The 21,726-nt window shown below is 67.7% G+C and carries 20 protein-coding genes and 1 pseudogene; 10 read left to right on the top strand and 11 right to left on the bottom strand.

Features of this window, described 5'->3' with window-relative positions:
* Positions 1-12 precede the first annotated feature (12 nt).
* From rbbA to kdpE, 4 genes are read left to right on the top strand one after another with little or no spacing between them, the layout of a single operon-like run.
* On the top strand, positions 13-2,793 hold the full coding sequence (gene rbbA / locus CGK74_RS05475; RefSeq protein ID WP_094267528.1) for a ribosome-associated ATPase/putative transporter RbbA: 2,781 nt from the start codon (positions 13-15) through the stop codon (positions 2,791-2,793).
* Positions 2,794-2,805: 12 nt separating this feature from the next.
* Positions 2,806-3,945 carry an ABC transporter permease gene (locus tag CGK74_RS05470; RefSeq protein ID WP_094267497.1) on the top strand — a complete coding sequence of 380 codons (1,140 nt, stop codon included), beginning with the start codon at positions 2,806-2,808 and terminating at the stop codon, positions 3,943-3,945.
* A gap of 6 nt (positions 3,946-3,951) precedes the next feature.
* A complete protein-coding gene (locus CGK74_RS05465) occupies positions 3,952-5,085 on the top strand; it encodes a DUF4118 domain-containing protein (RefSeq protein WP_094267496.1) in 1,134 nt (377 codons plus the stop codon).
* Positions 5,082-5,783, top strand: a complete 702-nt coding sequence (kdpE, locus tag CGK74_RS05460; protein ID WP_240498634.1) for a two-component system response regulator KdpE — start codon at positions 5,082-5,084, stop codon at positions 5,781-5,783. The genes CGK74_RS05465 and kdpE overlap by 4 nt, the downstream gene beginning before the upstream one ends.
* Before the next feature lie 6 nt (positions 5,784-5,789).
* Here kdpE and CGK74_RS05455 read toward each other — a convergent pair whose 3' ends face one another.
* Together CGK74_RS05455 and CGK74_RS05450 are read right to left on the bottom strand one after the other, a co-directional pair.
* A complete protein-coding gene (locus CGK74_RS05455) occupies positions 5,790-7,247 on the bottom strand; it encodes a TrkH family potassium uptake protein (RefSeq protein WP_094267495.1) in 1,458 nt (485 codons plus the stop codon).
* A 128-nt stretch (positions 7,248-7,375) separates the two neighbouring features.
* Complete coding sequence (locus CGK74_RS05450; protein WP_094267494.1) at positions 7,376-8,557, bottom strand: MFS transporter; 1,182 nt, start codon at positions 8,555-8,557, stop codon at positions 7,376-7,378.
* A gap of 142 nt (positions 8,558-8,699) precedes the next feature.
* Between CGK74_RS05450 and CGK74_RS05445 the strand changes: the two genes are divergently transcribed.
* From CGK74_RS05445 to CGK74_RS05435, 3 genes are all read left to right on the top strand, one after another.
* Complete coding sequence (locus CGK74_RS05445) at positions 8,700-9,287, top strand: TetR/AcrR family transcriptional regulator (RefSeq protein ID WP_094267493.1); 588 nt, start codon at positions 8,700-8,702, stop codon at positions 9,285-9,287.
* Positions 9,288-9,365: 78 nt separating this feature from the next.
* Entirely contained in the window at positions 9,366-10,523 is a 1,158-nt protein-coding gene (locus tag CGK74_RS05440) for an iron-containing alcohol dehydrogenase (RefSeq protein ID WP_094267492.1), read from the top strand.
* Positions 10,524-10,582: 59 nt separating this feature from the next.
* A complete protein-coding gene (locus CGK74_RS05435) occupies positions 10,583-11,680 on the top strand; it encodes an NADH:flavin oxidoreductase/NADH oxidase (protein WP_094267491.1) in 1,098 nt (365 codons plus the stop codon).
* An 85-nt stretch (positions 11,681-11,765) separates the two neighbouring features.
* Here the strand turns inward: CGK74_RS05435 and CGK74_RS05430 are convergent, their stop codons facing one another.
* Positions 11,766-12,467, bottom strand: coding sequence for a hypothetical protein (locus CGK74_RS05430; RefSeq protein ID WP_133091785.1), 702 nt, complete (start codon positions 12,465-12,467; stop codon positions 11,766-11,768).
* A 123-nt stretch (positions 12,468-12,590) separates the two neighbouring features.
* Positions 12,591-14,033, bottom strand: coding sequence for a MocR-like pyridoxine biosynthesis transcription factor PdxR (gene pdxR / locus CGK74_RS05425; RefSeq protein ID WP_094267489.1), 1,443 nt, complete (start codon positions 14,031-14,033; stop codon positions 12,591-12,593).
* Positions 14,034-14,126: 93 nt separating this feature from the next.
* Between pdxR and CGK74_RS05420 the strand changes: the two genes are divergently transcribed.
* A complete protein-coding gene (locus CGK74_RS05420) occupies positions 14,127-14,762 on the top strand; it encodes a pyridoxamine 5'-phosphate oxidase family protein (RefSeq protein WP_094267488.1) in 636 nt (211 codons plus the stop codon).
* Positions 14,763-14,778: 16 nt separating this feature from the next.
* On the opposite strand, the gene CGK74_RS05415 is transcribed toward CGK74_RS05420, so the two are convergent.
* From CGK74_RS05415 to CGK74_RS05405, 3 genes are all read right to left on the bottom strand, one after another.
* Positions 14,779-15,162, bottom strand: coding sequence for a hypothetical protein (locus CGK74_RS05415; RefSeq protein WP_004253283.1), 384 nt, complete (start codon positions 15,160-15,162; stop codon positions 14,779-14,781).
* Between the two features lie 31 nt (positions 15,163-15,193).
* A complete protein-coding gene (locus CGK74_RS05410) occupies positions 15,194-15,682 on the bottom strand; it encodes a hypothetical protein (RefSeq protein WP_094267487.1) in 489 nt (162 codons plus the stop codon).
* Between the two features lie 112 nt (positions 15,683-15,794).
* A complete protein-coding gene (locus CGK74_RS05405; protein ID WP_094267486.1) occupies positions 15,795-16,985 on the bottom strand; it encodes a class I SAM-dependent rRNA methyltransferase in 1,191 nt (396 codons plus the stop codon).
* Positions 16,986-17,157: 172 nt separating this feature from the next.
* Here CGK74_RS05405 and CGK74_RS05400 point away from each other — a divergent pair, with 172 nt between their 5' ends.
* Positions 17,158-18,429: a bifunctional O-acetylhomoserine aminocarboxypropyltransferase/cysteine synthase gene (locus CGK74_RS05400; protein WP_094267485.1), complete on the top strand. Its 1,272-nt coding sequence runs from the start codon at positions 17,158-17,160 to the stop codon at positions 18,427-18,429.
* Positions 18,430-18,512: 83 nt separating this feature from the next.
* Entirely contained in the window at positions 18,513-18,962 is a 450-nt protein-coding gene (dtd, locus tag CGK74_RS05395) for a D-aminoacyl-tRNA deacylase (protein ID WP_094267484.1), read from the top strand.
* Here dtd and CGK74_RS05390 read toward each other — a convergent pair whose 3' ends face one another.
* From CGK74_RS05390 to CGK74_RS18660, 4 genes and pseudogenes are all read right to left on the bottom strand, one after another.
* Positions 18,963-19,715 carry an SAM-dependent methyltransferase gene (locus CGK74_RS05390; protein ID WP_094267483.1) on the bottom strand — a complete coding sequence of 251 codons (753 nt, stop codon included), beginning with the start codon at positions 19,713-19,715 and terminating at the stop codon, positions 18,963-18,965.
* Between the two features lie 69 nt (positions 19,716-19,784).
* Positions 19,785-21,227 (bottom strand): MATE family efflux transporter, encoded by a 1,443-nt coding sequence (locus CGK74_RS05385; RefSeq protein ID WP_094267482.1) that lies wholly within the window; start codon positions 21,225-21,227, stop codon positions 19,785-19,787.
* Positions 21,228-21,237: 10 nt separating this feature from the next.
* Positions 21,238-21,537, bottom strand: coding sequence for a helix-hairpin-helix domain-containing protein (locus tag CGK74_RS05380; protein ID WP_094267481.1), 300 nt, complete (start codon positions 21,535-21,537; stop codon positions 21,238-21,240).
* Positions 21,538-21,597: 60 nt separating this feature from the next.
* A pseudogene (locus tag CGK74_RS18660) lies at positions 21,598-21,726 on the bottom strand (IS3 family transposase); the annotation flags it as partial.

Below are 21,726 nucleotides of genomic sequence, written 5' to 3'. Positions count from 1 at the left end.
ACGGGCGGCACGATGCGAACGGACCCAGGGCAGGACAGGGTGGCAGGCGGCAACACCCGGCCGCCGGTCGTGCGCCTCGCCGAGCTCACGCATCGCTATGGCGACGTGCTCGCTGCGGATGGCGTCACGCTCGACATCCCCACCGGCCGCATGGTCGGCTTCATCGGCCCCGATGGTGTCGGCAAGTCGACCTGGCTGGGGCTGATCGCGGGCGCGCGCCAGATCCAGCACGGCACGGTCGAGGTGCTGGGCGGCGACATGGCGAGCGCGCGCCACCGCGGCGCCGTGTGTCCGCGCATCGCCTACATGCCGCAGGGCCTGGGCAAGAACCTCTACCCCACGCTGTCGGTGTTCGAGAACATCGACTTCTTCGGCCGCCTGTTTGGCCAGTCGCGCGCCGAACGCGATGAGCGGATCGCCGACCTGCTCGCCTCCACCGGCCTCGCCGACTTCGCCGACCGGCCCGCCAACAAGCTGTCCGGCGGCATGAAACAGAAGCTCGGTCTGTGCTGCGCACTGATCCACGACCCCGACCTGCTGATCCTCGACGAGCCCACGACCGGCGTCGATCCGCTGTCGCGCCGCCAGTTCTGGGAGCTGATCGGCCGCATCCGCCTGCGCCGCCCGGGTATGAGCGTGCTGGTCGCCACCGCCTACATGGAAGAGGCCGAGCAGTACGACTGGCTGGTGGCGGTCGACGCCGGCCGCGTGCTCGCCACCGGCACGCCGGCCGGACTGCGCGGCCAGACCGGCACCGACACGCTGGAAGAGGCGTTTCTCGCCCTGCTGCCGCCCGAGCGCCGCGGCGACCACGAGGCGCTGACGATTCCGCCGCTCACCGCTGGCGAGGTCGTCATCGAGGCGCGCGACCTGCAGATGCGCTTCGGCGACTTCGTCGCGGTCGATGACGTCAACCTGCAGGTGCGGCGCGGCGAGATCTTCGGCTTCCTCGGTTCGAACGGCTGCGGCAAGTCGACGACGATGAAGATGCTCACCGGCCTGCTGCCCCCCACCCGCGGCGAGGCGCGCCTGTTGGGCGAGGTGCTCGATGCGCGCAACATCGACACCCGCCGCCGCGTCGGCTACATGTCGCAGGCCTTCTCGCTGTACGGCGAGCTGTCGGTGCGGCGCAACCTGCAGTTGCACGCCCGCCTGTTCGAGCTGTCGCAGGCCGAAGGCGATGCGCGTATCGCCGAGCTGGCGCGCCGCTTCGATCTCGAGCCCGTCATGGACGCCCTGCCCGACGCGCTGCCGCTGGGCATCCGCCAGCGCCTGCAACTGGCGGTGGCGGTGCTGCACCGGCCCGACGTGCTGATCCTCGACGAGCCGACCTCCGGCGTCGATCCGGTGGCGCGCGACCATTTCTGGGCACTGATCGTCGACCTGTCGCGCAAGGACGGCGTGACGATCTTCATCACCACCCACTTCATGAACGAAGCGCAGCGCTGCGACCGCATCTCGCTGATGCACGCCGGCCGCATCCTCGCCAGCGACGCGCCAGCCGCGCTGATGGCGCAACGCGGCGCCGACAGCCTGGAAGACGCCTTCGTCGGCTACCTGGCCGAAGCGAGCGGCGTGCAACTGCTGCCGCCCGACGCCTCGGCGGCTGCCTCCGACGACACCGCTGCCGCACCTGCGCCCCACCCGGCGCCCCCGGCCCGCGCCGCCCGCTTCAGCCTTGCCCGCCTGTTCAGTTTCAGCATGCGAGAGGCGACCGAGCTGCGGCGCGATCCCTTCCGCCTGACGCTGGCGCTGCTCGGCACCGTGATCCTGATGCTGGTGATGGGCTACGGCATCAGCACCGACGTCGAAGACCTGAGCTACGCGGTGCTCGATCTCGACCGCAGCACGGCGAGCGAGAGCTACACGCTCAACATCGCCGGCTCGCGCTACTTCCTCGAGAAACCGCCGCTGGAAAGCCATGCCGACATCGACCGTCGCATGCGCGCGGGCGAGCTGGCGATGGCGATCGAGATCCCGCCCGGCTTCGGCCGCGACCTCGCGCGCGGCGCACGACCGGAGATCGGCGTGTGGCTGGACGGCGCCATGCCGATGCGCGCCGAGGTGGCGCGCGGCTACGTGATGGGCGTGCATGCGCAGACACTGACCGAGGCGGTCACCGCCTCCACCGGCAAACGGCCCGCGGCGCTGGCCGACATCGCCGTGCGCTATCGCTACAACCCGGACATGCGCAGCCTCATCGCCATGGTGCCGGCGGTGATCCCGATGCTGCTGGTGTTCATCCCCTCCATGCTCACCGCGCTGGGCGTGGTGCGCGAGAAGGAGCTCGGCTCCATCCTCAACGTCTACACCACGCCGGTGACCAAGCTCGAGTTCCTGCTCGGCAAGCAGCTGCCGTACATCGGCTTGTCGATGCTCAACTGCGTGCTGATGTTCGTCCTCGCGATCACGCTGTTCGACGTGCCGTTCAAGGGCAGCCTGGCGGCCTTCTTCCTCGGCGCCCTGATCTACGTCACCGCCACCACCGGCCTGGGCCTGCTGATGTCGACGCTGACCAACAGCCAGGTCGCGGCAATGGCCGGCACCTCGATCGGCACGCTGCTGCCAGCGATCCAGTTCTCCGGCATGCTCGACCCGGTATCCTCGCTCGAAGGCGCCGGCGCGGTACTCGGCCAGATCTACCCGACGACGCACTTCCTCACCATCAGCCGCGGCACCTTCGCCAAGGCGCTCGACTTCGGCGACCTGGGTGCCTCCTTCTTGCCACTGCTGGTGGCGATTCCGGTGCTGACCGTGGCTTCGGCGCTGCTGCTGAAGAAGCAGGCGCGCTGAGGAGAACGGACCATGGCCACGCGCAAGCGCACGCTGCACAACACCTGGCACCTCGGCATCAAGGAATTCCACAGCCTGCTCGGCGACTGGACGATGCTGTTCCTGATCGTGTTCATGTTCACCGTGTCGGTGTATGCCGACGCCCGCGCCAAGCCCGAGAGCCTGCACCGCGCCTCGATCGCGGTCGTCGATGAGGACCAGTCGCAGCTCTCCACCCGCATCATCGCCGCGCTGCAGCCGCCGCAGTTCATCCCGCCGGTGCATGTGGCGCTGTCGGACATCGACAGGGGCATGGACGCCGGCCTGCACACCTTCGTGCTCGACATCCCGCCCAACTTCCAGCGCGACGTGCTGGCCGGGCGCGCCCCCGCGCTGCAGCTCAACGTCGACGCCACGCGCCAGAGCCAGGCGCAGACCGGCACCGGCTACATCCAGAACATCGTCAATGACGAGATCCGCGCCTTCGTGCAGCGTTACCGGAGCACGGCGGTGCAGCCGGTGCAGCTGATCGAGCGCGCGATGTTCAACCCCAACCTCACCGAAAGCTGGTTCGCCGCGGTCACCGCGATCATCAACAACATCACCCTGCTCGGCATCCTGCTCACCGGCGCCGCGCTGATCCGCGAGCGCGAGCACGGCACCATCGAGCACCTGCTGGTGATGCCGGTGACGCCCTTCGAGATCATGCTGTCCAAAGTGTGGTCAATGGGCGTGGTGGTGCTGATCGCCTCGTCCTTCTCGCTGCAGATCGTGGTGAAGGGCGTGCTCGGCGTGGTCGTGCCGGGTTCGGCCGTGCTGTTCGGCGCGGCGACCCTGCTCTACCTGTTCGCCGCGGCCTCGATCGGGGTCTTCATGGGCACGCTGGCGCGCAACATGCCGCAGTTCGGGCTGATGAGCATCCTCGTGCTGCTGCCGCTTCAGATCCTGTCCGGTGCGCTCACGCCGCGCGAGAGCATGCCGGACGTCGTGCGCGGACTGATGTCGCTGACACCGACCACCCACTTCGTCAGCCTCGCGCAGGGTGTTCTGTTCCGCGGCGCCGGCATCGAGGTCGTGTGGCCGGAATTCCTGATGGTGGCGGCCATCGGCACACTCTTCTTCGCCCTCGCCCACCACCGTCTGCGTAGCACGATCGGAACCATGCAGAACTGAGCGATCATGGTCACAAGGTGGAGAAACTACGCTTGGGCCGCGCTGGCGGTCGTCGCGGTCGCACTCGTCGGCGCGCCCTTGCTGGGACATCTGGATCTCGCCAACATCGCCATGCTGTTTCCGCTGGCGGTCCTTTTCGCCGCCACGCGGCTCGGTCGCGGACCGGCGGTGTTCGCTGCCTTCCTGTCGGTCGCCCTGTTCGACTTCTTCTTCGTCCATCCGCATTTCACCCTCGCCGTTGCCGACCTGCAGTACCTCGTCACCTTTGCCGTGCTGCTCATCGTCGCGCTGATCACGGCCGAACTCGCAGCCCGGCTGAGGCTCGAGCGCGACGCCGCCGAGGCGCGCGGAAAGGAGGTCGCGCGCGCTCAGCTCGCCGTCGAGTCCGAGCGCCTGCGCAATACCCTGCTCGCCTCTCTGTCGCACGACCTTCGCAGCCCGCTGACGGCCCTCGCCGGGCTGGCCGAGTCGCTGCCGCTTGCAGGCCCACCCCTGCCGCCCGCACAGGCGCAAGTGGCGGAGGCGATCCGCCGCGAAGCCCTGCGCACCCATGCGCTTGCGCGCGACCTGCTCGACCTTGCCCGCCTGCAGTCGGACACCATCACGCTGAGCCGCGAATGGCTTCCGGTCGACGAAATGGTCAGCGCGGCCTTGCGCACCTCCAGCCACGCCATCCGGCATCACCACCTCGCGCTGGAGATCGCCGACAACCTGCCGCTGCTCCACGTCGATCCCGTGATGATGGAAAGGGTGCTGTGCAACCTGCTGGAGAATGCCGTGGCCCACACCCCGACGGGCGGCGACATCCGGATCAGCGCACGCGTCCTTGAGCGTACGCCTGCCCCTACCATGGAGCTTGCGATCAGCGATAGCGGCTGCGGTCTGCCGCCGGGTCGAGAGCAGGCGATCTTCGAGCGCTTCGTGCGGGGCCGCAACGCGCCAGGTACGCCGTCCGGCAGCCGAGGGGCGATGACCGACGCCGGCACCGGCCTCGGGCTCGCGATCGTGCGTGCCATCGTCGAAGCGCACGGCGGTAACGTCCTCGCCCGCAACAATCCGGAGGGCGGCGCATGCTTGACACTGCAATTGCCCATCCCGCCCCAGCCGCGGCTTCCCGCCGGGAACGGAGAAGAACTTTGAGCCGCTCGGCACAAACACCCGCACCCGTCGTCCTGCTGGTCGAGGATGAAGCCGGAATCCGGCAGTTCGTCCGCACCGCGCTGGAATCCGAGGGCTGCCTCGTCGCCGAGGCGACGACCCTGGAGCGTGGGCAGATCGAGACCGCCTCGCGCCGACCCGACCTTCTCATCCTCGACCTCGGACTGCCCGATGGCGACGGCATGAGCCTGCTGCAAAGCCTGCGCCGCTGGAGCCACATGCCCGTCCTCGTGTTGTCCGCACGCGCCGACGAAACGGACAAGGTGGCGGCACTGGATGCTGGCGCGGACGACTACCTGAGCAAGCCGTTCGGGGTCGCCGAACTGCTCGCGCGCGTGCGGGCGCTGCTGCGCCGCGTGCTGCGGCCGCCGGAAGGCGCATCGGTAGTCCGTTTCGGCGACGTCGAGGTCGACCTCGGTGCGCGTCTCGTCAGCCGTGCCGGGACGCCGGTTCACCTGACGCCGATCGAGTTCAGGCTGCTCAGCCTCCTCGTTCGCGGTGCGGGCCGCGTCCTCACGCAGCGCGAGCTGCTCGTCGGCGTGTGGGGGCCGAATCATGTCGAGCACAGCCACTACCTGCGCGTCTACATGGCCGGGCTGCGGCGCAAGCTCGAACGGGATCCGGCGCTGCCGGCCCACATCCTCACCGAATCCGGGGTCGGCTACCGCCTGCAGATCTGAGCGTGCTCAGCGGCGCCAGAAGGTCGGGGTCAGCACCACCAGCAGCGTGAAGATCTCCAGCCGGCCGAGGATCATCGCGAAGCTAAGCACCCAGGTCTCGAAATCGTTCAGGCCCTGAAAATTGCCGGCCGGCCCAACCGCCGCGAGACCGGGCCCGGTGTTGTTGATGCAGGCGACTACCCCCGAGAAGGCCGTGACCAGCTCCAATCCGCTGGCAACCAGCACCAGCGTCAGTGAAACGATGCTGACCATGTACATGAATCCGAACGACAGCACCGCATGCAGCACGTCGTTCGAAACGCTCTGCCCTCCGAGCCGCAACGGAACAACGGCACTGGGGTGCAGCGCGCGCAGGATCTCGCGATACACCTGCTTGTAGAGCAGGATCGCGCGCATCATCTTGATGCCGCCGCCGGTCGATCCGGAGCACGCGGCGAAGCTGCCCAGAAACAGGATCCAGACCTGGGCGAACATCGGCCACGCGGTGTAGTCGTAGGTCGCCAGTCCCAGCGAAGTTGCCAGCGACACCGCGTGGAAGGCGACATGGCGCAGCGCCAGAGCGCCATCGTCATAGGTATGGCCTTCGATCAGGTACAGCGTCAGAAATGCGATCGACACTGCCAGCACGCCGTAGAACCAGCGCAGTTCCGGGTCCAGCAGGTAGGCGCTAGGCTTGCGCCGCACCAGCGCGAGGTAGTGCGTCGCGTAGTTAACGCCTGCCAGCAGCGCAAACACGATCGTGACGATCTCGATCGGCAGGCTGTCGAAGCCGCCGAGACTTGCATCCTTGGTGGAAAAGCCGCCCAGGCCCATGATGGAAAAGGCGTGGATCACGGCTTCCCACGGCGCCATACCGGCGAACCAGAGCGCGAATCCGCAGGCGATGGTCAGCAACACATACACGGACCACAGGCCTTTCGCGGTCTCCGCAATCCGCGGCGTGAGGCCGGACTCCTTGAACGGTCCAGGGGTCTCGGCCTTGAAGATCTGGCGTCCACCGATACCCAGCAGGGGCAATATCGCGACCATCAGCACGATCACGCCCATGCCGCCGACCCAGTGCATGAAGCTGCGCCACAGGTTGATCGAGACCGGCAACGCGTCAAGCCCCGTCAGCACCGTGGCCCCGGTCGTCGTCAGCCCGGAGGCGGCTTCGAAGTAGGCGTCGGTGAACGAGAGCTGCGGCAGGTAGAGCATCAGCGGCAGCGCGCCGAAGACCGGCATGACCATCCAGGTCGCGGCAACCAGCAGGAAACCGTCGGATACGTGCAGGTCGCGGCGCGCCCGCCGCGTAAGGGACCAGAGCGACAGTCCCGCGCCGACACTCGCCAGCATGGCGATGTCGTAGGCCTGCGTGGCGCCGTCATCGAGGAAATACGACACAGCCAGCGGGAAGCCCATCAGCAGGCCGAAAAGCACCAGCATGAGGCCGAGCACGCTGAGGACGGGAAAGTACGCACGCATGGGCACACTGCGCCCGGACGCCACGCCTGGCGCGTCACGGGCCGCTCGAATTGAACGGCCCGCAGCTTAGGCGTACCCGCGTAAAGATCTCGTAAATTTTTGCGCCGCAACATCGGCGCTGCGTTGCGTCAGCCGCGCTGAATCTCCGCCTCGCGCCGACGGCGCAGTGCCAGCCAGACCAGCGCGACGCCCGTCAGCGCCACCGGCGCCAGCGAGCCCACGTTCAGCAGCGTCCAGCCCTGAGTCGTGACCAGCGCGCCGGACGCGAACGACGTCACCGCCATGGTGGCGAACACCGCGAAGTTGATCGCAGCCTGCGCCTTGTCCTTTTCCTCCGGGCGATAGGCCTGCATCGCCAGCGTGGTGCTGCCGGTGAAGAGGAAGTTCCAGCCCACGCCGAGCAGGAAGAGTCCGACGAGGAACTGGTGCAGGTCCTGCCCCGACAGCGCCACCACGATGCAGGCGAGGTTCAGCGCGACCCCGACGCCCATGATCTGCAGCACGCCGAAGCGCTTGATCAGGTGCCCGGTGAAGAAGCCCGGCGCGAACATGCCGATCACGTGCCATTCCAGCACCAGCGCGGCGTCCGAGAACGGCATGCCGCACACGTCCATCGCCAGCGGCGTTGCCGCCATCAGCAGGTTCATGACGCCGTAGCCCAGCGCGGCGCCCACGGTGGACACGATGAACACAGGCTGCCGCACGATCTCGCGCAGCGGACGGCCGCCGCCGCTGCCTGCGGCCTTGGGCGGCTCGGGCGGAAACTGGATGCCGGCCATTACCGCCATCGAGACCAGCGCGACCACCGCCAGTGAGAGGTAGGAGCCGAGGAAAGGCGCACCCATCGACTCGCGCGTGTAGTTGGCCAGGTTGGGGCCGACGACTGCGCCCAGCAGCCCGCCCGCCAGCACCAGTGAGACCGCTTTCTCGCGGAAGGACGGCGGCGCCAGCTCGCCCGCGGCAAAACGGTAGAGCTGGCCGTTGGCGCTGTAGTAGCCGGCGATCACGGTGCCCGCCACCAGCAGCCAGAAGCTGCGCAGGTACAGGGCCAGCGCGCACAGCAGCGCCGTCAGCAGCGCCACCAGCAGGCCGAGCTGGAAGGACGTCTTGCGTCCCCAGCGCTGCTGGCTGCGCGCCACCAGGCCGGTGGACATCGCGCCACCGACCACGTAGCCCATCACCGGCAGGGTCGCCATCCAGGCCACCGGCGCCAGGGTCAGGCCGACCAGGCCGTTGATGGCGATGAAGACCACGTTGTTGGTCAGGAACAGGCCCTGGGCGATGGCCAGCAGCCAGAGATTCTTCTTCATGAGCAATTTCTTGTTTTCTGATACGAGTGTGAAATGTACCGCTTTAAGGGACGTACGTCGGGGATATACCTCGCATGCGGGTTCGCGCTCGCCGACGGCGAAACTAGACGACCGGTCTAATCATACCGTATCATCCGCCGTCATGAGTTCGCGCCACACCGATACCCGCCAGCACATCCTCGACACCGGCAACCGCATCATCGCGGCCAAGGGCTTCTCCTGCGTCGGTCTCGCGGAACTGCTGCAGGCCTCGGATGTGCCCAAAGGCTCGTTCTATCACTACTTCAAGTCGAAGGAAGCCTTCGGCCAGGCCTTGCTGCAGGACTACTTCGACAACTACCTTGGCCAGCTCGACACGCTGTTCGGCACGCCCGGGCTGGACGGCAGGACGCAACTCCTGCGCTACTTCGGCCAATGGCGCAGCACGCAGGGTCGGGAAAGCTGCGACGAACAGAAGTGCCTCGTGGTCAAGCTCGGCGCCGAGGTGGCAGACCTGTCGGAAGCGATGCGGCTCACGCTGCGCGACGGCACCGACCGCATCATCGGCCGCCTCGCCGACTGCGTGTCGAGCGGCGTCGCCGACGGTTCATTGCCGGCGCTCGATCCCCTGCCCACGGCACGCACGCTTTACCAGCTCTGGCTCGGCGCCAGCCTGCTCGCCAAGCTGCACCGCGACGAAAGCCCGCTCGAGCATGCCTGGGCAGCCACCCAAGGCCTGCTCGGCCCATGATTTTTTGCCCGAATACTAGACGACCGGTCTAATTTTTTCATCCCAAAGACCGCACACAAGGCGGCAACAGGAGCTGACATGCTGAACTTCGACTACTACAACCCCACCCGCATCGTCTTCGGCAAGGACAGCATCGCGCGCCTCGACGAACTCGTGCCCGCCGACGCCCGCGTGCTGGTGCTGTACGGCGGCGGCAGCGCCGAACGCAACGGCACCCTCGCCGAGGTCGAGGCCGCGCTCGGCGCACGTACCGTGCAGCGCTTCGGCGGCATCGAACCCAACCCGGCCTACGAGACCCTGATGGGCGCGGTCGAGCAGATCCGCCGCGAGAAGCTCGACTTCCTGCTCGCCGTCGGCGGTGGTTCGGTCATCGACGGCACCAAGTTCGTCGCCGCGGCGGTGAACTACGCCGGCGAACCGTGGAACATCCTCGAGACCGGTGGCAAGCACGTCAACCAGGCCCTGCCGATGGGCTGCGTGCTGACCCTGCCCGCCACCGGCTCGGAAATGAACTGCTTCTCCGTCGTCACCCGCAAGTCGCTGCAGGCCAAGCTCAGCTTCGCCAGCCCGCTGGTGTTCCCGCGCTTCTCGGTTCTGGATCCGGTCAAGACCTTCACCCTGCCCCCGCGCCAGATCGCCAACGGCGCGGTCGATGCCTTCGTGCATGTGATGGAGCAGTACATGACCTACCCGGTCAATGCGCCGGTGCAGGATCGCTACGCGGAGAGCCTGCTGCAAACGCTGATCGAAGTCGGCCCGCAGGCGCTGGCCACGCCCGAGGACTACGACGTGCGCGCCAATCTGATGTGGACCGCTACCCAGGCGCTCAACGGCCTCATCGGCGCCGGCGTGCCGCAGGACTGGGCGACCCACATGATCGGCCACGAGATCACCGCCCTGTACGGTCTCGACCATGCGCAGACGCTGGCCATCGTGCTGCCCAACCTGCTCCAGCAGCGTCGCGATACCAAGCGCGCCAAGCTGCTGCAGTTCGCCGCACGCGTGTGGGACATCCACTCCGGCACGGAAGACGAGCGCATCGACGCGGCCATCGCCCACACACGCGCCTTCTTCGAGTCGGTCGGCGTCAAGACCCGCCTGTCCGACTACGGCATCGGTGCCGACGCGGTCGACCGCATCGTCGCCCAGCTCGAGGCCCACGGCATGAAGAAGCTCGGCGAGCACCGCGACATCGACCTCGCCACCAGCCGCCGCATCCTCGAAGCCTGCGTGTAAGCACGGCCCCACCCTCAACCCCAACCGACTCGCACAAGAACACCGAAAAAGGATCACGCATGACCGCACTGTTTCAACCCTTAAAGCTCAAGGACGTCACCCTGCGCAACCGCATCGCCATTCCGCCGATGTGCCAGTACATGGCCACCGATGGCGTCGTCAATGACTGGCATGCGGTGCATTACCCGGCGCTCGCGCGCGGCGGCGCCGGCCTTGTCATCGTCGAGGCCACCGCCGTCTCGCCGGAGGGCCGGATCACCCCGGGTTGCCTGGGTCTGTGGAACGACACCCAGGCCGCAGCGCTCGCCCCCGTCGCCGCGTCCATCAAGGCCGCCGGCGCCGTGCCGGGCATCCAGATCGGCCACGCCGGCCGCAAGGCCAGCGCCAACCGCCCGTGGGAAGGCGACGACCACATCGCCGAGGGCGCCCCCCGAGGCTGGGCGACGATCTCGCCCTCGGCCGTCCCCTTCGGCGCCCACCTGCCGAAAGTGCCCAAGGCGATGACGCTGGACGACATCGCCCGCGTGCGCGCCGACTTCGTCGCCGCCGCCCGGCGGGCACGCGACGCCGGCTTCGAGTGGCTGGAACTGCACTTCGCCCACGGCTATCTCGGCCAGAGCTTCTTCTCGGTGCATGCCAACCAGCGCGACGACGCCTATGGCGGCAGCCTGGAGAACCGCAGCCGGTTCCTGCTCGAGACGCTGGCCGCCGTGCGCGAGGTATGGCCGGAGCATCTGCCGCTGACCGCCCGCTTCGGCGTCATCGAATACGACGGCCGCGATGAGGAGACGCTAGCGGAATCGATCGAGCTGGCGCGCAACTTCAGGCAGGGCGGGCTCGACTTGCTGAGCGTCAGCGTCGGTTTCTCGACCCTGCAGGCCAACATCCCCTGGGGCCCGGCCTTCCTCGCCCCCATCGCCGGTCGCGTGCGTGCCGAAGCCGGCCTGCCCGTCGCCTCCGCCTGGGGCATCGACGATCCGCAAATCGCCGACGGCACGGTCGCCAAAGGCCAGCTCGACCTCGTCATGGTCGGCCGCGCCCATCTCGCCAACCCGCACTGGCCGATGCAGGCCGCGCGCGCACTGAAGATCGACCGCCCCACCTGGGTGCTGCCGGCGCCCTACGCGCACTGGCTGGAGCGTTACGGCGCACGCTGATCCGCGTTCTGCAAAATGCGTCACGACGGGCCGAGGGGGACGCCGCCTTGGCCCCCTACGCATTCATTTGCGGTGGCCTGGCATCTCACGCCACCGCACCCAATGGGCGAGACACCAGTTCGCCGCGGTAGCCGGATTCGCCCGGGTCCGGCACATGGAAGCAGCCCTCGCCCGAGTTCCAGAACACCAGCAGGCGCACGCTGCCGCGCAAATGCGCGGGCGTGATCTCGTCCGGCAGGATCGAGGCCTTCTCTTCGGCAAGCGACTGGATCTCGGCCTCCAGCACCGATCGCGACCGGTCGCGCGCATGGTCCGCGATCAGGCCAGCGAAGGCCACGCAGGCCCGCTCGTATTGCGAGGCCGAGACGTCCAGCGGAAACAGCAGCTTTACCGTCCAGCCCTCGGGGGAGGCATAGGCGAAAGACAGGTTGCCCGAGAAATACGCGTCGGCAACCAGAGAACCGTCCTGCCTTCGCAAGCGACGGATCACCGAAGCACCGCGACTCAGCGCCTTGTCGTAAAGCCTGCCCAGGCCGCGCTTGAGCATCTGGTAGTGGTCCTTGCCGGCCTCGGCCAGCATCGCACCGAAGTACTTTTCCCCCACCCAGATCAGAACAGCGGTCGGGAAGAGCCATTCGACGAAGGCCTGTGGTCCCAGGTCGCGATGCTCGACGGTGCACCCGAGACCCGCCGCCTCGAGATCCTGGATGGCATCCGTCAGCTCGCGCCCGGCATCGGGTGACAGGGTCTGGATCAATACGGATGTTTCGTTTGGAACCGACATCATTCGCTCCTCCAGTCTCGACGTCCGCCGTCATGGCCATGAGAGCGGGGAGAACCCGGCACGCGACACGCCAGCCCAGGCGCTGCGGCGCCACGAAAGGATACGCCCTTCCCTGCCGCACAAGCATCACCCGTCCAACGCCAGCTTCAGGCGCCGCACCGCCCCGCCGACATTGCCCTCGTCCAGATTGCCGTAGCCCAGCACTAGGCCGTTGCAGCGCACCGGCGGCCGGGAGTAGGCGGACAGCACCCGCACGCCCAGACCCAGCGCGGCAGCGCGTTGCGCCACGGCCACGTCGCACGCCTGATCAGGCAACCACATCACCAGATGCAGCCCGGCCTCCCCGCCGGACAAGGCCGCATCCGGCCCGAAGGCCTGCTGCAGGGCCGTGCGCAGCGCCGCCTGCCGGCTGTTGTAGCGCGCACGCATGCGGCGCAGGTGCGTGGTGTAGTGGCCGCGCCGGATGAAATCGGCCAGCGCACGCTGCTCGATGCCCTGCCCCGCGCGCGTGGCCAGCGCCGCGGCGTGGACGAAGTCGTCGGCAATCGCCCGCGGCAGCACCAGATAGCCGAGGCGCAGCCCGGGATAGAGCGTCTTGCTGAAGGTGCCGGCATAGACGACCGGCGCATCGGGCTGCAGGCCGAACAGCGCGGGCGGCGCCGGGCCGGTGCGGCGGAACTCGCTGTCGTAGTCATCCTCGACGATCCAGGCGCCCGCGTCGCGGGCACGTTCGATCAGGGCCAGGCGGCGCGACAGCGGCATCACGCGGCCGGTGGGGTACTGGTGCGAGGGCGTCACCATGATCAGCCGCGGGCGATGGCGGCCCCAGTCGTCCTCGTCCGGCGCCAATCCTTGCGCATCGACGGTGACGTCATGCACCTGCAGCCCCGCCAGCCCAAAGGCGACGCGGGCAGCGAGATAGCCGGGGTTCTCCACCCACGCGGTGTCGCCATGATCGGCCAGCAGCCGGGCGCAGAGATCCAGCGCGGCCTGCGTGCCGCTGGTGACGACGATCTGCCCGGGCGTCACGGCCAGCCCGCGCACGGCGGTCAGATGATCCGCCAGGGCCTCGCGCAACAGCGGGTCACCGCCGTGCGCGGCATAGCCCAGCTGACGCCAGCCGGCATCGCGCCACGCGCGCTCGAGGCAGGCGCGCCAGCTGCGGAAAGGGAATGCGCCGAAATCCGGCACACCGGGCGAGAACGGCAGCGCCTCGGCATCGCGTGCCGGCTCGCGCTGGCACGCCGCCGAGGCGCGTACGGAAAGCCCGGGTGGCGCCGTCGATGAAGCGGCCGTCGTCACACATGCCGCGCCCCGCGCCGGCAGCAGCGCCACGCAAGTGCCCTGGCGGTCCGCGACCAGACAACCCTCAGCGACCAACTGTTCGTAGGCGAACAGCACCGTGTTGCGCGCGACACCCAGCGTCGCGGCCAGGCTGCGGCTGGCAGGAAGGCGCATGCCGGCGGGCAGCCGTCCCGACAGCACGCCCTCGCGCAGGCGCAGGTAGAGCACGCGCTGGCGCGGCACGGCCTCGGGCAAGGGCGGGAACAGCAGCCAGTCGAGCTCCATCGTGGCTCCATCAATGATGAATTTTGTGGCGCTATGGAAGGTACCACCGAGGACCTACGATGACACCATCGAAACCACCGGAATCGCCTCACCATGCCCCAATCCGCCCCCTCCCCGCGCACCCGCGTCCGCCGCCTGCCGGAGCGCGCGCACTACGACGCCGCCACTGTCGCTGCCATCGTCGACGCCGCGATGATCTGCACCGTTGCATTCCAGATCGACGGCATGGTGCATGCGATCCCCACGATCCACTGGCGCGAGGGCAATCATCTCTACATCCACGGCGCCAAGGCGTCGCGCATGCTGAAGGCGCTGACCGAAAGCGAGGCCTGCGTGACGATCGCCCTGGCCGACGGGCTGGTGCTGGCGCGTTCGGCGATGCACCACTCGATGAACTACCGCTCGGTGGTCATCTACGGCCGCTTCGAGCTGGTGACCGATCCCGCACACAAGCTCGCCAGCCTGCGCGCCTTCATCGACGGCCTCTACCCGGGCCGCTGGGACACCTTGCGCCCGATCACCGACAAGGAACTGAACGCCACCGGGCTGCTGCGTATCGCGCTGAGCGAAGCCGCCGCCAAGGTGCGCGACTGGGGGGTGAAGGACGACGCGGAGGATCTGGACTGGCCGGTGTGGGCCGGCGTGATCCCGCTGCGCACGGTGGCGGGCGAGCCGTTGACGGAAGCCGACAGCGTGGGGCAAACGGTGCCGCCGACCCGCTTCGGCTGATGCCGAAGTGTCGTAGTTACGCCTGCCCCGGACCGGGATCAGCGTCGAGCAGGCGTTGGCACTCGGCCATCAGCGACTGCGCCAGCTCGGACTCGTAGTTCGGGTCCAGTGCTTCCATCATTTCGTGGGTGGTGTACAGCCCCGCCTCGCGCGACAAGGTGCCGGCGATCTGGCGCGCGAGCTGGTCACTGAGGTCGGACAGGTGGCGGCGCTCGGCCAGCGGCAGGGTGCGCCTGGTGCGCGCCAGCCAGTCCGCCGCCAGCGTGGCGCCCTGGGCCTCGGTCGGCCATTGGCCGTGCTCGTACCAGATCGACAGTCGCTCCGCCGTCAGCGCGAAGATCAGTGCCACGCGCGAACCGCGACTGTCGGCAGGCGGAGGAGATGCAGCGGACGGGATCATTGCAGGCAGGCCTCGCGCAAGCGATGCGCCATCACGGACGGCGGCGGGCGTTGCCAAACGGGCGACGGCCTTGCGGGCGGCGCGGACGGTCGTCGTCATCGCGCTTGGGCTTGGGCATCAGCAGGTTCTTGCCACCCTGCTGCGACAGCGCGGCATGTTCCGCGAGGGCGGCCTCGAACTGCTCGGCGCTCATCTCGATCGCTGCGCTTTCGGCGAGCGGCTTGTAGGCGGACAGCTTTTCGCGCACCAGGAAGACGCGCTCGTCGGTCTCCGCTTTCTTCGGCAAACCGCCGGCCATCGCCTGCGCAACCGCCGTGAGTACGTAGCCTTCGCCCTCGGCCACCAGCAGGCCGTGGGTGGAGAAACGCTCGAACGCGCTCGCCCAGGCCTTGGGCGCGGTCACGGGGTAGCCCATGAATTCGGCGGCGGCCACAATCTCCGCCAGCGCAGCGGGCCGCCGCTTCGAGGCAAGCAGGGTGGCCAGCAGCAACTGGGCGTCGGTATCGTGGATGGGGTACATGCGGGGCCTTGTTTGCGGTTATCGGAGTGCGGGGGGCGCCATGATGCCTGAGGCCGGACGATCGGACACAACAGCGTGTCCTTGTCTCGGCATCTGGCGGTGGCGGCGCAGTTCAACCCACCTGGCAGGCCAGGCCCTTGAGGTACTCGCCCTCCGGGACCGCCAGCCCGATCGGATGGTCCGGCGCGGCCGACAGGCGGTAGATGATGCGTGCGTCGACCCCGGCATCGGTGGCGGCGCCGGCGACGATCTTCTGGAACAGCTCCTGGCCGATGCCGCCCGAGCAGGAATAGGTCATCAGGATGCCGCCCGGGTTGAGCAGGCGAAAACCGAACAGGTTGATGTCCTTGTAGGCGCGCGCGGCACGATCCGCGTGCGCGGCCGAGGGTGCGAACTTGGGCGGGTCGAGCACGATCAGGTCGAAGCGCTGGCCTTCGTCCTTGAGGTTGCGCAGCGCCTTGAACACGTCGGCCTCGTGCCAGTCGGCGCGGGTCGCGTCCAGTTGCGGGTTGAGCGCGAGGTTGCGCCGCGCCGATTCCAGCGCCGGCCCGGAAGAGTCGATCGACAGTACCGACTTCGCCCCGCCGGCCAGCGCCTGCAGCGAAAAACCGCCGGTGTAGCAGAAGCAGTTGAGCACGTCGCGCCCGGCGGCGAGCTGGCCGGTCAGCAGGCGGTTGTCGCGTTGGTCGAGGTAGAAGCCGGTCTTGTGGCCGCCCTCCACATCCACCTCCATGCGCACGCCGTTCTCGACGATGGTCAGCCCGCCCGCCGGCAGTTCGCCATGCACGCAGCCAGTGCGCGGCGCCAGGCCTTCCAGCCCGCGCACTTCGGAGTCCGAACGCTCGTAGATCGCCGCGCAGCCGGTAGCCTGCACCAGCCCGGCGACGATGGCCTCGCGCCATTTGTCCGCGCCGGCGCTGGTGAGCTGGAGCACCACCACGTCGCCGTAGCGGTCGGCGATCACGCCGGGCAGCCCGTCGGACTCGCCGTGGATCAGGCGCACGCCCTCCTGCCCGCGCAGCGCCGGAATCGCCGCGCGCCGCGCGACCGAGGCCGCCACCGCGCGCTTGAAGAAGGCGTGGTCGATCGCCGCCTCGGCGTCGAAGCTCCACACCCGGGCTCGGATCTGCGATTCGGGCGACCACGCCGCGCGCGCCAGCGCCTTGCCCTCGGCCGTGACCACCGTCACCGTGTCGCCCGGCCGCGCGCGGCCGTCGAGGCGGTCGACCGAACCGGCGAAGATCCAGGGATGGCGGCGGAACAGCGAGCGTTCCTTGCCGGGGTTGAGGATGAGTTGGGCCATGAGGTTCCGGGTGATATCGCGTGAGTCAGGCCGCGGAGTGTACCGGGTCATGCCGCGTTGGCCCATAGCGAGCACACTCTTGAGGCAGCGCCTTGGATTGTTCCGTTATTTCGATATCCCCCGCGCGCTGGCTATACTCCCCGGCACTTTCACCGAAGGGGAGACCTGACACATGAAGCTCGAAACCATCGCCGTGCACGGCGGCTATTCGCCCGATCCGACCACCAAGGCCGTCGCGGTGCCGATCTACCAGACCACCTCCTACGCCTTCGACGACACCCAGCACGGCGCGGACCTGTTCGACCTCAAGGTGCAGGGCAACATCTACACCCGCATCATGAACCCGACCACCGCGGTGCTCGAGCAGCGCGTCGCCGAACTGGAAGGCGGCATCGGCGCGCTAGCCGTGGCCTCGGGTATGTCGGCGATCACCTACGCAATCCAGACCATCGCCGAAGCCGGCGACAACATCATCTCGGCGTCGACGCTGTACGGTGGCACCTACAACCTGTTCGCCCACACCCTGCCGCAGTTCGGCATCCAGGTGCGCTTCGCCGACTACCGCGACCCGGACAGCTTCGCTGCGCTGATCGACGAACGCACCAAGGCGATCTTCTGCGAATCGGTCGGCAACCCGCTGGGCAACGTCACCGACATCGGCCGCCTGGCCGAGATCGCGCACAAGGCCGGCGTGCCGCTGATCGTCGACAACACCGTGCCCTCGCCCTACCTGTGCCGCCCCTTCGAGCACGGTGCCGACATCGTGGTGCACGCACTCACCAAGTACCTCGGCGGCCACGGCAACTCGATCGGCGGCATCATCGTCGATTCGGGCAAGTTCCCTTGGGCCGAGCACAAGGCGCGCTTCAAGCGCCTCAACGAACCCGACGTGTCCTACCACGGCGTGGTCTATACCGAAGCCCTCGGTGCCGCCGCCTTCATCGGCCGTGCGCGCGTGGTGCCGCTGCGCAACACCGGCGCAGCCATCTCGCCCTTCAACAGCTTCCTGATCCTGCAGGGCATCGAAACGCTGGCACTGCGCATGGACCGCATCTGCACCAACACCATCAAGGTGGCCGAGTACCTGAAGAAGCACGCCAAGGTCGACTGGGTGAACTATGCAGGCCTGGCCGACCACGCCGACCACGGCCTGGTGCAGAAGTACATGGGTGGCCGCGCCTCGGGCATCCTGTCGTTTGGCGTGAAGGGCGGGCTCGAAGCCGGCGGCCGTTTCCAGGACGCCCTCAAGCTCATCACCCGCCTGGTCAACATCGGCGACGCCAAGTCACTCGCCTGCCACCCCGCCTCGACCACCCACCGCCAGCTGTCGCCGGCGGAACTGGCCAAGGCCGGCGTATCGCCCGACATGGTGCGCCTGTCGATCGGCATCGAGCACATCGACGACATCATCGCGGATCTGGAGCAGGCGCTGGCCGCGGTCTGACCCCACCTGCCGTCGCCAGCGCGACGGCCGCCATCGCTCGCGACGCCACCTGCGGGTGGCGTCTTTCTTGTGAAGGAGCCCGAATGCTCGCAGTGCTGCAACGCGTCTCCGAAGCGCGCGTGATCGTCGACGGTGAAACAATCGGCGAGATCGGCCCAGGCCTGCTCGCGCTGGTGTGCGCCGAGCGCGGCGACACCCCCGCCGAGGCCGACAAACTGCTCGCCAAGGTGCTTAAGCTGCGGATCTTTTCCGACGAGGCCGGCAAGATGAACCGCTCGGTGCAGGACGTGGCAGGCGGGCTGCTCATCGTCAGCCAGTTCACCCTCGCTGCCGACACCGCGGGCGGCAACCGCCCGAGCTTCACCAACGCCGCCGATCCTCAGACCGGCAAGGCGCTGTACGAACATTTCGTCGCCCGGGCGCAGGCCGCGCACCCCATCGTCCAGACCGGGCGCTTCGCTGCCGACATGAAGGTGCAGTTGGTCAACGACGGGCCGGTAACGATTCCGCTGCGGATTGCGCCGCCGGCTTGATCATCTGGCCCGCGGCATCAGCGCGAACACGCCCCAGCCCAGGTATTCGCGCGTGTAAGCGGCGTAGCGCTCGGGCTCCGAGCTCAGTTGGGCCCGAACCTCCTCCTCCAACTCGTCGCCGGGATTGGCCTCAAGCCATCGCCGCATGGTGAGCCATTTGGCTGCCTCGTATCTGTCCCAGCCGTCCTGATCGGCCAGCACCATTTCAACGACGTCGTAGCCAAGCCGCCCGAACGACGCGAGCAGCTTCGGCAGCATCAGAAAGTCGGCGATCGAGCCGGCAAGACAGCCCTTGGCAAACTCCTCCGTCGGCGGCAGCTGCCGCCAGTAGGGCTCGCCGACCAGGATTATCCCGCCCGGGCGCAGGCTGCGCGCCAGCAGCTCGATCGTGCCGGCCACGCCCCCACCGATCCAGGTGGCGCCGAGACAGGCGGCGACATCGACCTTCTGGTCGGAGACATGGCCCGCGGCGTCGCCATGGATGAAGCTGACCTGATCGGCGACACCGAGCTCAGCCGCCCGCCGTTTCGCCTGCTCGGTGAATAGCTGGCTCAGGTCGATGCCGGTGCCGACGATGCCGTGATCGCGTGCCCAGGTGCACAGCATCTCCCCCGAACCGCTGCCAAGGTCGAGCACTCGGCTCCCCGCCTCCAGGCGCAGCGCCGCGCCGAGCGTGGCGAGCTTCTCGGGTGTGATCGGGTTGTGGATGCGGTGAGCGCTTTCGGTGATGTTGAATATCCGCGGGATGTCCATCGCGACGCGTTTCCTTTCGGGTGGGTTCGTTGAAGGCTTGTCGAAAATTATGCATCCCCAGCGCTGCGGTCAGACCTTTGCCGTCTTCCATCGGCCACGGCTGAACAGCCACAGCGTAAACAGTCCGACCGCGGTCTCGGAGATGAATACGCCCCAGAACACGCCCGAGTGCGCCCACCCCAGGGGCAGCGCCAGGACCCAGGCCAGCGGAATCTGGATCAGCCAGAAGAACACGAGGTTGATCCAGGTCGGCGTCATCGTGTCGCCCGCGCCGTTGAAAGCCTGCACCGACACCATCCACCAGCCATAGACGAAGTAGGAATACGCCAGGATGGCCAGCCATTCGCCGCCGATGGCGATGACCCGAGGGTCATCGGAAAACAGCGCGACGAGTTCGTTGTGCAGGAAGAAGAACGCGACCGACACCGCGAGCGTGAAGGCCATGTTCATCCAGCCGATACGCCACACGGCGGCCTCGGCGCGCTCAGGCTCGCCCGCACCGAGGTTCTGCCCGACCAGCGTAGCGGCGGCATTGGACATGCCCCAGGCCGGCATCAGCGTGAACATCATGACGCGTATCGTGATCGTCGCTCCGGCAACCGCCTCGGTCGACACGCTGGCGAGGATGCGCATCAGGAAGATCCACGCCGTCATCGAAACGATCATCTGGCCGATGCCGCCCAACGAGGTGCGCACGATCTGCATCAGGGTGGCACCATGCCAGCGCAGGCTGGCGCGCCGGATGCGCAGGTGTTCGCTGCCGCGCACGAGAATCCACAGCTGCATCAGCACACCCGCGCCGCGCCCGATGTTGGTCGCGATCGCCGCGCCCTCGATGCCGAGTGGCGGGATCGGCCCCAAACCGAAGATCAGGATCGGGTCGAGCGCGATGTTCAACGCGTTTGCGACCCACAGCACGCGCATCGCCGCCGCCGCATCGCCCGCGCCGCGGAAGATGGCGTTGATGACGAACAGCAGCAGGATCACCGCGTTGCCGCCGAGCATCCACTGGGTGTAGCGGTAGCCGTGCTCGATGGCCCAGGCGTCAGCCCCCATCAGCCGCAGCAGGTCCTGCGCCCAGACGATGCCCACCACGGCAAACGGCAGCGAAACAAGTACCGCCACCACGATGGCCTGCACCGCCGACAGTGCCGCCTCATCGCCCCGATGCTCGCCGACACGCCGCGCGACGATCGCGGTGACCGCCATCGCCAGCCCCATCGCGATCGAGTAGAGCAGGAACAGATAGGTCTCGGTCAGGCCGACGGTGGCCACCGCGGACGATCCGAGCTTGGCGACGAAGAAGATGTCGACCACTGCGAAGGTCGACTCGAGCACCAGCTCCAGCATCATCGGCACGGCCAGCAGGAACACCGCGCGCTTCAGGGGAATACGCGTGTAATCGGCGTTCGTGCCGCGCAGCGCTGCGCGCAGGTCGGCCCACAGGTGCGCGGAGCTGCTGCCAGAGGTCGTTCGTGCCTCGGCCGCAGGCGCTGTGTCGCGTGGAGTCATACACCGTCCGTCATGCTTCGCGCCGACCTTGCATCGCCTTCTTGCGCTCAGCCGAGTACGTCCACCAAGGCTTCGGATCGTCCCCGCCCACAAAACGCGTCACTGACATAAAAACGTCGATCACACACGGGTCCTGCCTGCACCCTCTGATGATGCAAAGTTCCGCGTACATCTCATACGGATCGCGCCCGACAAGATCACTCGGTTTCTCGATGCCAAGCAAGTTCAGATCTGCAGCCCCCGCCTTGCCAATGTTCGGGAGATCCGTGAGCGTCTTTATCCGTTCGCGGACAACTTTAGTCGGATTCACTTCCAGGCCTCGGGTTTGTGGCACATTGAATCGCCCCGGGTTTCGAGGAGGCCGGTTGGTTTAAGTTAAAACTGCGGTCTCTGTCTTCTCGGCGAGTTGCCGGAAGTAGTTTGCCTCAGCTTCGGCCGGTGGAATATAACCAATCGGCTCGAGCAGTCGGGTGTGGTTGAACCAGTGCACCCATTGCAG

It is taken from the genome of Thauera propionica, from assembly GCF_002245655.1.
GTDB lineage: Bacteria > Pseudomonadota > Gammaproteobacteria > Burkholderiales > Rhodocyclaceae > Thauera > Thauera propionica.
The sequence above is the reverse complement of the archived record's forward strand: the minus strand, read 5'-3'. Positions and strand labels throughout refer to the sequence as shown.

Bases quoted from the DNA above. Each gene is read 5' to 3' on its own strand.
- rbbA (WP_094267528.1), top strand. From the start codon at position 13: ATGCGAACGGACCCAGGGCAGGACAGGGTGGCAGGCGGCAACACCCGG.
- CGK74_RS05470 (WP_094267497.1), top strand. From the start codon at position 2,806: ATGGCCACGCGCAAGCGCACGCTGCACAACACCTGGCACCTCGGCATC.
- CGK74_RS05465 (WP_094267496.1), top strand. From the start codon at position 3,952: ATGGTCACAAGGTGGAGAAACTACGCTTGGGCCGCGCTGGCGGTCGTC.
- CGK74_RS05455 (WP_094267495.1), bottom strand. From the start codon at position 7,247: ATGCGTGCGTACTTTCCCGTCCTCAGCGTGCTCGGCCTCATGCTGGTG.
- CGK74_RS05450 (WP_094267494.1), bottom strand. From the start codon at position 8,557: ATGAAGAAGAATCTCTGGCTGCTGGCCATCGCCCAGGGCCTGTTCCTG.
- CGK74_RS05445 (WP_094267493.1), top strand. From the start codon at position 8,700: ATGAGTTCGCGCCACACCGATACCCGCCAGCACATCCTCGACACCGGC.
- CGK74_RS05440 (WP_094267492.1), top strand. From the start codon at position 9,366: ATGCTGAACTTCGACTACTACAACCCCACCCGCATCGTCTTCGGCAAG.
- CGK74_RS05435 (WP_094267491.1), top strand. From the start codon at position 10,583: ATGACCGCACTGTTTCAACCCTTAAAGCTCAAGGACGTCACCCTGCGC.
- CGK74_RS05430 (WP_133091785.1), bottom strand. From the start codon at position 12,467: ATGATGTCGGTTCCAAACGAAACATCCGTATTGATCCAGACCCTGTCA.
- pdxR (WP_094267489.1), bottom strand. From the start codon at position 14,033: ATGGAGCTCGACTGGCTGCTGTTCCCGCCCTTGCCCGAGGCCGTGCCG.
- CGK74_RS05420 (WP_094267488.1), top strand. From the start codon at position 14,127: ATGCCCCAATCCGCCCCCTCCCCGCGCACCCGCGTCCGCCGCCTGCCG.
- CGK74_RS05415 (WP_004253283.1), bottom strand. From the start codon at position 15,162: ATGATCCCGTCCGCTGCATCTCCTCCGCCTGCCGACAGTCGCGGTTCG.
- CGK74_RS05410 (WP_094267487.1), bottom strand. From the start codon at position 15,682: ATGTACCCCATCCACGATACCGACGCCCAGTTGCTGCTGGCCACCCTG.
- CGK74_RS05405 (WP_094267486.1), bottom strand. From the start codon at position 16,985: ATGGCCCAACTCATCCTCAACCCCGGCAAGGAACGCTCGCTGTTCCGC.
- CGK74_RS05400 (WP_094267485.1), top strand. From the start codon at position 17,158: ATGAAGCTCGAAACCATCGCCGTGCACGGCGGCTATTCGCCCGATCCG.
- dtd (WP_094267484.1), top strand. From the start codon at position 18,513: ATGCTCGCAGTGCTGCAACGCGTCTCCGAAGCGCGCGTGATCGTCGAC.
- CGK74_RS05390 (WP_094267483.1), bottom strand. From the start codon at position 19,715: ATGGACATCCCGCGGATATTCAACATCACCGAAAGCGCTCACCGCATC.
- CGK74_RS05385 (WP_094267482.1), bottom strand. From the start codon at position 21,227: ATGACTCCACGCGACACAGCGCCTGCGGCCGAGGCACGAACGACCTCT.